Source organism: Bradyrhizobium hipponense (genome assembly GCF_008123965.1).
GTDB classification, from domain to species: Bacteria; Pseudomonadota; Alphaproteobacteria; order Rhizobiales; family Xanthobacteraceae; genus Bradyrhizobium; species Bradyrhizobium hipponense.
The window spans coordinates 1-6,875 of sequence record NZ_VSTH01000195.1 but is presented as its reverse complement, the minus strand read 5'-3'; the positions used below and the strand labels follow the sequence as shown (position 1 = coordinate 6,875).

Here is a 6,875-nt window from a genome sequence, read left to right as displayed (position 1 = left end):
AGCGTTCTTCACGGACGACGGGATAGCGGGATCGAAGGTCCGCGTGAGACGGCGCGGCCATGAGCACCGCACCGGCAGTCACATCAGGCCCACTGAGCGATGCATCAAACCTGTTTCCGGAAACCGCATCGCCTACCGCTACTGCTGCACCTTCTTGTGACGCCGGCGGGGCAGCGGCTGTTCGTTGAAGGCGTAATAGGGATTGAGGTCGCAGGTCGCGGCAAGGCCCGACGCCGTGGCACGGCATTGCGGCAACGAGGTGAAGGAGCAGTCATAATAGTCACCGCCCCCGCCATTTAAGCCGCCGCCGGTGTAGCGGTGCATGCATACGGGATAGGCCGGATCGTACCTCTGCGCGCTGGCATCGGCTGCGCCAAGCAGCGTGAAGATCGCAGTGAGGGTCAGGAACGGCAGGCGCATGGAGAAATCCTCGAATCGGTAACATCGGCGATGTCGATGCCGACGGGTTCATATGACACAACATCCCGGCGCACGCGACTGTTCCAAGGACAGATGACGGCAAGGTGAGGTGTGGCTCGCGTGACGCACATAGCCGCTCGGCGTTGTTCGCGACCACCACGATAGATACCGTTCCTGGGCTACCTCCCCCGCAAAGGGGAAGGAGCGCAGTGTGAGATGATTTCGCCGTCTACGGGGCCGCTATCCGCCGAGCCCCTGCAACACCAGCCGGTTCAGCCGTGCAGCAAACGCGGCGGGGTCCTCCGGCAACTCGCCATCCAGGATCTGCGCCTGTTCGAGCAGGAGCAGGCTGAGGTCGTCAACCACCTTGGAGCCGGCCTGCGCCTTGGTGATCGCAGTCACCAGCGCATGGCGCAAATTGATCTCCAGGATCGGCTTGGTGGGCTTGCCGCGATTCTGCTGCGCCAGGATGCGCTCCAGCTCGCGGCTCGGCCCCTGGCTGTCGGCGACGAGGCAGGAGGCGGAGTTAGTGAGGCGCGTCGAGGCCTTGACGTCGCTGACGCGCTCACCGAGCGCGGCCTTGATCACGGCGATGGTGGCGGCTTCGTCGGCGACGGGCTCGGCCTTCTTGGCCTCGTCGGTCTCGTCGACGCGCGGGATCAGATCGAGGTTGAGATCGCCTTGGCTCAGCGACTTCAGCGGCTTGCCCTCGAACTCCGATGGCATCGAGGTCCAGAAGGCGTCGACGGGATCGGACAGCAGCAGCACCTCGATGCCGCGCGCGGTCGCCGCCTCGAGCCGGGGATTGGACTTCAGCCGCTCGATGCTGTCGCCGACGAGATAATAGATCTCGGTCTGGTTCGGCTTGAAATCGGCGATGGCGTCCTTGAGCGAACGCTTCTCGCCCGATGTGGTAGTGAAGCGCGACAGCGCGAGCAGCTTTTCGCGGCGTTCGAAATCCTCGTAGATGCCCTCTTTCAGCACCGCGCCGAAGGCGTCCCAGATTTTCGCAAAGTTCTCCGGGTCCTTCTCGGCGAGGCTTTCGAGCTCGTTGACGACGCGGGTCGCCACCGCTTTCCGGATCTGTGTGAGTTGCGGATTGTTCTGGAGCATCTCGCGCGAGATGTTGAGCGGGAGATCCTCGCTGTCGACGACGCCGCGGATGAAGCGCAGGTAACCCGGCAACAGATCGGCATCGTCGGTGATGAAGACGCGCCGGACATAGAGCTTCACCCGGCCCTTGCGCGAGGGTTCGAACAAATCGAACGGCTTTGTCGACGGCGCGAACAGCAGCACGGCGTAGGAGTAGCGGCCCTCGGCGCGATAATGCAGCGTCATCGCCGGATCATCGAATGCGGAGCCGATCTGCTGATAGGCCTTCTTGTAGTCCTCGGCCGTCAGCTCCGATTTCGAGCGCTGCCACAGCGCGCTCGCCGAATTGATCTGGCGCGGCTCGCCCTGTTCCGGCACGAGCTCGATGGGAAACAGGATGTTGTCGGAATAGGCGCCGACGACGCGCTCGATTTCGTAAGTCTCGAGGTATTTCTTGGCGTCATCCTTCAGGTGCAGGACGATCTCGGTACCGCGCTGCACGCGCGCCGCGTCTTCCTCACTGGCGCGGGCGATCTCGAAGCCCGAGCCGCCTGAGGAGGTCCAGCTCCAAACGTCGCTCTCGCCGGCGCGGCGGCTGACCACCACGATTTTCTCGGCGACCATGAAGGCGGAATAGAAGCCGACGCCGAACTGGCCGATCAGGCCGAGGCCGTCTTTGGCCTCCTTCAGCTTCGACACGAACGCCTTGGTGCCGGAGCGGGCGATGGTGCCGAGATGGTCGATCAGCTCCTGCCGCTCCATACCGATGCCGTTGTCGGCGATCGTGAGCGTGGAGGCCGCCTTGTTCGGGGCGATGCGGATCTTGAGCGCGTCGCCCTCACCCAGCAGCGCCGGATTGGCGATCGCCTCGTACCGCAGTTTGTCGCAGGCGTCCGACGCGTTGGAGACGAGCTCGCGCAGGAAAATATCGGTCTCCGAATAGACCGAGTGCACCATGAGGTGCAAAAGCTCGGAAACCTCGGCCTGGAAGGGCTGCGTATGCGCAGCCGTATCTGACGTCGTCATGCGTTTACCCGGTCAAAGGAAAGGGAAGAAACCCGGGATATAACGCGCAGGGAGAAGGGATCAAGTGGACGTGATAGATCGCCTCCCGGCGGGAAAGTGCGATTTGTCCACGGCCGGAGGCGATCAGGTCAAGCAGCGGCCGGGCTGGAGCAGCTTGGCGACTTCGGTCAGGGAGCTGACCATCGGCTCGCAGGCGATCGTCGGCTTGTTGCGACCCTGTTTCTGGTTCTGGTTGGGGAGCAGCACCGGCGGCTTCGCATTTCCGGTCTCGGTCGACGCGGGCACCCGCAGCAAGACGGATGTATCGGCGAGATCGTTCAGGCGCATCGAGACGGTGCGGGTGGGAGCCGAGGCCTGCTTGAGGTCAGCAAGCCGGTCGGCCTTGCCGGCGCGATTGACGACATCGCCGGATTTGTCCGCGACCGCCTGCCAGCGGTCGGCGAGATCGTGGCCGAAAGCCAGCTGCGCAGCGCCAAGCGTCGCGACAATCGCGACGGCTTCCAAAAATCCCTTATAAATCTGTGACATGGCAATCGATCCCTCGCCCCATGGCGATCGCGGGAACAACGCAAGCACAGGACCAGGAGTTCTCAACGGCTAAGATCACTTAACCGTGTGCCAGAAAGTCGCGAGCCTCGGAAAATATTTTGCAACCGCCTGGAACGACTCCCGCGCCCGGGAGTCGTCACAACAGCCGGCTATTCCCCCCTGCCCCATAAGCCGGCGACGTAGGGCGCGACTGTGGTGATGCCAGTCGCGCCCTGCTTTTTTTGGGAGTTCATTTCGCCTTCCCCGCCAGCCACGTCCGTCCCTCGGCATAGAGCTTCTCGACCTCAGGCCCGGTCAGGCCCGGCATGTCGCGCTTGACCTTGTAGCCGATCAGCTCCTGCATGTAGGCGAGATGGCGGTAGCCTTCAGGCAGCGCAGCGAGCGCTTGGCTGTCGAGGCGGAGGGTTGCGGCGGGATCGACCGGATCGATACGGTCCTTCTCGTAGATCGGCTGGCGGCGAACGATGCCCCAATGGCCTTGCCGCTTCTCCAGGAAATCATAAAAGCGCCCGGTGCAGACGACGTCGCAGGGCACATCATGCACCGGCGCGCGCTGCGAGATCGTCATCTTGGTCTGGGCGATGGCGCGATCGCCCGAAAGGTCGATGCTGGTGCCGCCGAGGAAATGCAGGATGCGGACGCCCTTGGCGAACCCCTCCTGGCTGACGCGCATGAAATCCCGCGCCGGCCCCTGAAACCAGGTGGCGGACATCCAGCCTTCTTCGTGCCAGACGGTGGCAAAGCGCTCCCAGTCGCCGGCATCGCGCCAGACCGCCCAGTTCTCGACGAGGTCGCGGATGGCGAGGCGATCGAGGAGTTGCTGGTCCATGCACACGTCTCCGGTTGCGCTGCGGCCGCAACGCGGCCGCTGCACGAGGTATGAGCGGCGAATTCAACGGCCGTCAAGCGCGGCAAAACGACAGGAAAAATCCGGCGCACCTTGCGGTACGCCGGATCGGATCATCATCAGCCAATGTCAGGCCGCGGTTACGCCGCAGGCGCCTTCTTAAGCCGCAGGCGCCTTCTTACGCCGCCGGCGCCCTGGGCGCGCGGTTGCGCGAGTTGCGCTGGAAGAACAGCGCCTGGCTCGCCACCGCCGACACCATCGCTGGCTGGAACGGCTTCGAGATCAGGAACGCCGGCTCCGGCCGCTCGCCGGTGAGGAAGCGCTCCGGATAGGCGGTGATGAACACCACCGGCACCTCGAAAGTGCGCAGCAATTCGTTGACGGCGTCCAGGCCCGACGAGCCGTCCGCAAGCTGGATGTCGGCGAGGATCAGGCCGGGCCGCTTGTTCTTGGCGAGCGCCACCGCGTCGGCATGGGTACGCGCGACGCCGACGACGTTGTGCCCGAGATTCTTCACCAGGCTCTCGAGGTCCATGGCGATGAAGGTCTCGTCCTCGATGATCAGCACGTCGGTGGCGATCTCGGCCGCCATCTCGCGTCCTGCAGCGTCCGCCAGCCGCCGCGTCTCGGCGACGTCGGTGTTGAGGATGTAGGCGACTTCCTCTTCCGAAAATCCCTCGAGCGACAGCAGCAGGAACGCCTGCCGCGGCAGCGGAGTGATGTTCGACAGCCGCCGCTCCGGCGGCATCGGCAGGGTCGCCACCTCGGCGTCATCGTTGACGGAGACCGAATTCCAGATCTGGGTGAACAGCCGGAATAGGCCGACCCGCGGTCCGTGGCTCTCGTCAAGCACCGACGGGTCTCCCAACATGGCTTCCAACATGGCTGCGACATAGGCGTCGCCGGAGGCCTGGCTACCCGTCAGGGCACGTGCATACCGGCGCAACAACGGCAAGTGCTCAGCAACAAGCTGTGAACGGGACATCCCCACTCCATTCATCGGGCCCAGCCTTCGGTGCATAACGAGGGGGAGGCCCTGGTTCCCCCGCACGGCTGATTACGCTCCAGACCAAGAAAAGTTCCGTAAGAGGGGGAACTTTTTATCGAACCTCGCATTGTGCCTAACTAGGGAACGGCTCCCGGTTGAGAAAATTTCTCTATTTTGCAGTCACTTAACTCGGGGAAACGTGGAACAGGTCATGAAAGATCTCAAGTCTCAAGCCAGCAGAAGCACGACCCCCGGCAAGGGAGGGCTCACTCCGGAGATTCAGTCCCGGATCGGGCACCAACTGCGCGCCATGTACGACGACGTCGTGAGGCAGGGGGTCCCGGATCGGTTCGCGGAGCTGATCAAGAAGCTTGATGCGCCGGGAGCGACGCCCCAAGTGGAAAATGACGGGGGCTCTAACGACAACAACAATGGGAGGGATTAATGCCTCTCACGGAATCCCTGCGTAACGACATCCTGGCGGCAGTGCCGAGTCTGCGCGCGTTTGCCATCTCACTCAGCGGCAACGCGGACCGTGCCGACGATCTGGTTCAGGAGACGCTGTTGCGCGCACTCGCCAACATCGATTCGTTCCAGCCCGGCTCCAACCTGCCGGCGTGGCTGTTTACGATCCTTCGCAACCTGTTCCGCTCCGACTATCGCAAGCGGCGGCGGGAGGTGGAGGATGCGGAAGGCAACTATGCCAAGACGCTGAAGACGCAGCCCTCGCAGAACGCACATCTCGAGTTCGAGGAGTTTCGCACGGCGCTCGAAAAGCTTCCGCAGGACCAGCGCGAGGCCTTGATCCTGGTCGGTGCCTCCGGCTTCTCCTACGAGGACGCAGCCTCGATCTGCGGCTGCGCGGTCGGCACCATCAAGAGCCGCGTCAACCGCGCGCGCTCGAAGCTCGCAGCGCTGCTCTATGTCGAGGGCGCCGAGGATTTTGGGCCTGACGAGACCGTGCGCGCCGTCATCGGCAGCAGCGGCGGATAGCGTCCGGCGTCAATCGGACCCAAGCGACACATGTAAAGGCGGCCGTTCAACGGCCGTCTTCGTGCGAGTCCTTCGTGAGAGTCCTTCCTGCGCAGCACGCAAGCGATGCGACAACTCCGTCAGTCCTCCACAAACGTCACGGTATCTGCAACGCTCGCCCGCGAGGTGCGGTAACTGTTGACCTTGTGGGCGTGGTCGGCATAGCCGAACGAGATGCCGCAGACGACGCGGCGGTCGTCCGAAAGATTAAAGTGACGTCGGATCAGGCCGGAATGGCGCGCTAGTGCTGCCTGCGGAATGGTGCCGAGCCCGAGCGCCTGCGCCGCCAGCATGAAATTGCTGACATAGGCGCCACAATCGATAGCACCATAGATGCCGAGCGGCTCGTTGGTGTGGATGATCGCCACATGCGGCGCGCCGAAGAAATTGTAATTCTCCAGCGCCTGTTTCGCATAGGCCGCCTTGTCGCCGCGGGCGATGCCCAGGGTGTTGTAGAGCTGGAAGCCGCTTTCGCGTCGGCGCTCCAGATAGGTACCGACATATTCGCGCGGCGGCGTGAAATCGTAGTCATCGCCAAGACCGCTAGAGGCCTCCTTGTAGATCAGCTTGCGGAAGCGCTCCTTGGCCTCGCCGCTGGCGATGACGACCTGCCAGGGCTGGCTGTTGCACCAGGACGCGGTGCGCTGCGCGGTCTTCAGCACGTACTCGATAGTGGCGCGATCGACTTGCTTCGGCAGGAAGGCGCGGACCGAATAGCGCTCATTGAGGAGCTCTTCGAGCACGCCGATGCGGTCTTCGGTGGAGTGAGTGGGCGATTTCGCATCCATGGCGCGGCCTTTTCGTCTGCGTAGGGTGGGTTAGCCGAAGGCGCAACCCACCTCTTTTGTTTCAACATCGGCAGAAGTGGTGGGTTACGCCGAGCGGATTGCGCTTCGCGCATCCGCAGGGCTAATCTTACTG

Annotated in this window: 8 protein-coding genes; 2 read left to right on the top strand and 6 right to left on the bottom strand. The window is 63.3% G+C overall.

Annotation, left to right across the window (positions count from 1 at the left end; genetic code table 11):
- Window positions 1-138: 138 nt before the first annotated feature.
- The 5 genes from FXV83_RS39445 to FXV83_RS39425 form a co-directional block, all read right to left on the bottom strand.
- Window positions 139-420 carry a DUF3551 domain-containing protein gene (locus FXV83_RS39445; protein ID WP_148745445.1) on the bottom strand — a complete coding sequence of 94 codons (282 nt, stop codon included), beginning with the start codon at window positions 418-420 and terminating at the stop codon, window positions 139-141.
- 240 nt (window positions 421-660) lie between these two features.
- Window positions 661-2,538, bottom strand: coding sequence for a molecular chaperone HtpG (htpG, locus tag FXV83_RS39440; protein WP_148745444.1), 1,878 nt, complete (start codon window positions 2,536-2,538; stop codon window positions 661-663).
- Between the two features lie 123 nt (window positions 2,539-2,661).
- Window positions 2,662-3,066, bottom strand: a complete 405-nt coding sequence (locus FXV83_RS39435; protein WP_148745443.1) for a hypothetical protein — start codon at window positions 3,064-3,066, stop codon at window positions 2,662-2,664.
- Between the two features lie 250 nt (window positions 3,067-3,316).
- Window positions 3,317-3,916 (bottom strand): nuclear transport factor 2 family protein, encoded by a 600-nt coding sequence (locus FXV83_RS39430; protein WP_148745442.1) that lies wholly within the window; start codon window positions 3,914-3,916, stop codon window positions 3,317-3,319.
- Window positions 3,917-4,112: 196 nt separating this feature from the next.
- The gene (locus FXV83_RS39425; RefSeq protein WP_187436476.1) at window positions 4,113-4,919 is read right to left on the bottom strand and encodes a response regulator; all 807 of its coding nucleotides are present in this window, start codon (window positions 4,917-4,919) and stop codon (window positions 4,113-4,115) included.
- Window positions 4,920-5,133: 214 nt separating this feature from the next.
- Here FXV83_RS39425 and FXV83_RS39420 point away from each other — a divergent pair, with 214 nt between their 5' ends.
- Together FXV83_RS39420 and FXV83_RS39415 are read left to right on the top strand one after the other, a co-directional pair.
- Window positions 5,134-5,367, top strand: coding sequence for a NepR family anti-sigma factor (locus FXV83_RS39420; RefSeq protein WP_187436475.1), 234 nt, complete (start codon window positions 5,134-5,136; stop codon window positions 5,365-5,367).
- Window positions 5,367-5,915, top strand: coding sequence for a sigma-70 family RNA polymerase sigma factor (locus tag FXV83_RS39415; protein ID WP_148745439.1), 549 nt, complete (start codon window positions 5,367-5,369; stop codon window positions 5,913-5,915). Before FXV83_RS39420 ends, FXV83_RS39415 begins: the two co-directional genes overlap by 1 nt.
- Window positions 5,916-6,034: 119 nt before the next feature.
- On the opposite strand, the gene FXV83_RS39410 is transcribed toward FXV83_RS39415, so the two are convergent.
- A complete protein-coding gene (locus FXV83_RS39410) occupies window positions 6,035-6,742 on the bottom strand; it encodes a nitroreductase (protein ID WP_148745438.1) in 708 nt (235 codons plus the stop codon).
- Window positions 6,743-6,875: the final 133 nt, after the last annotated feature.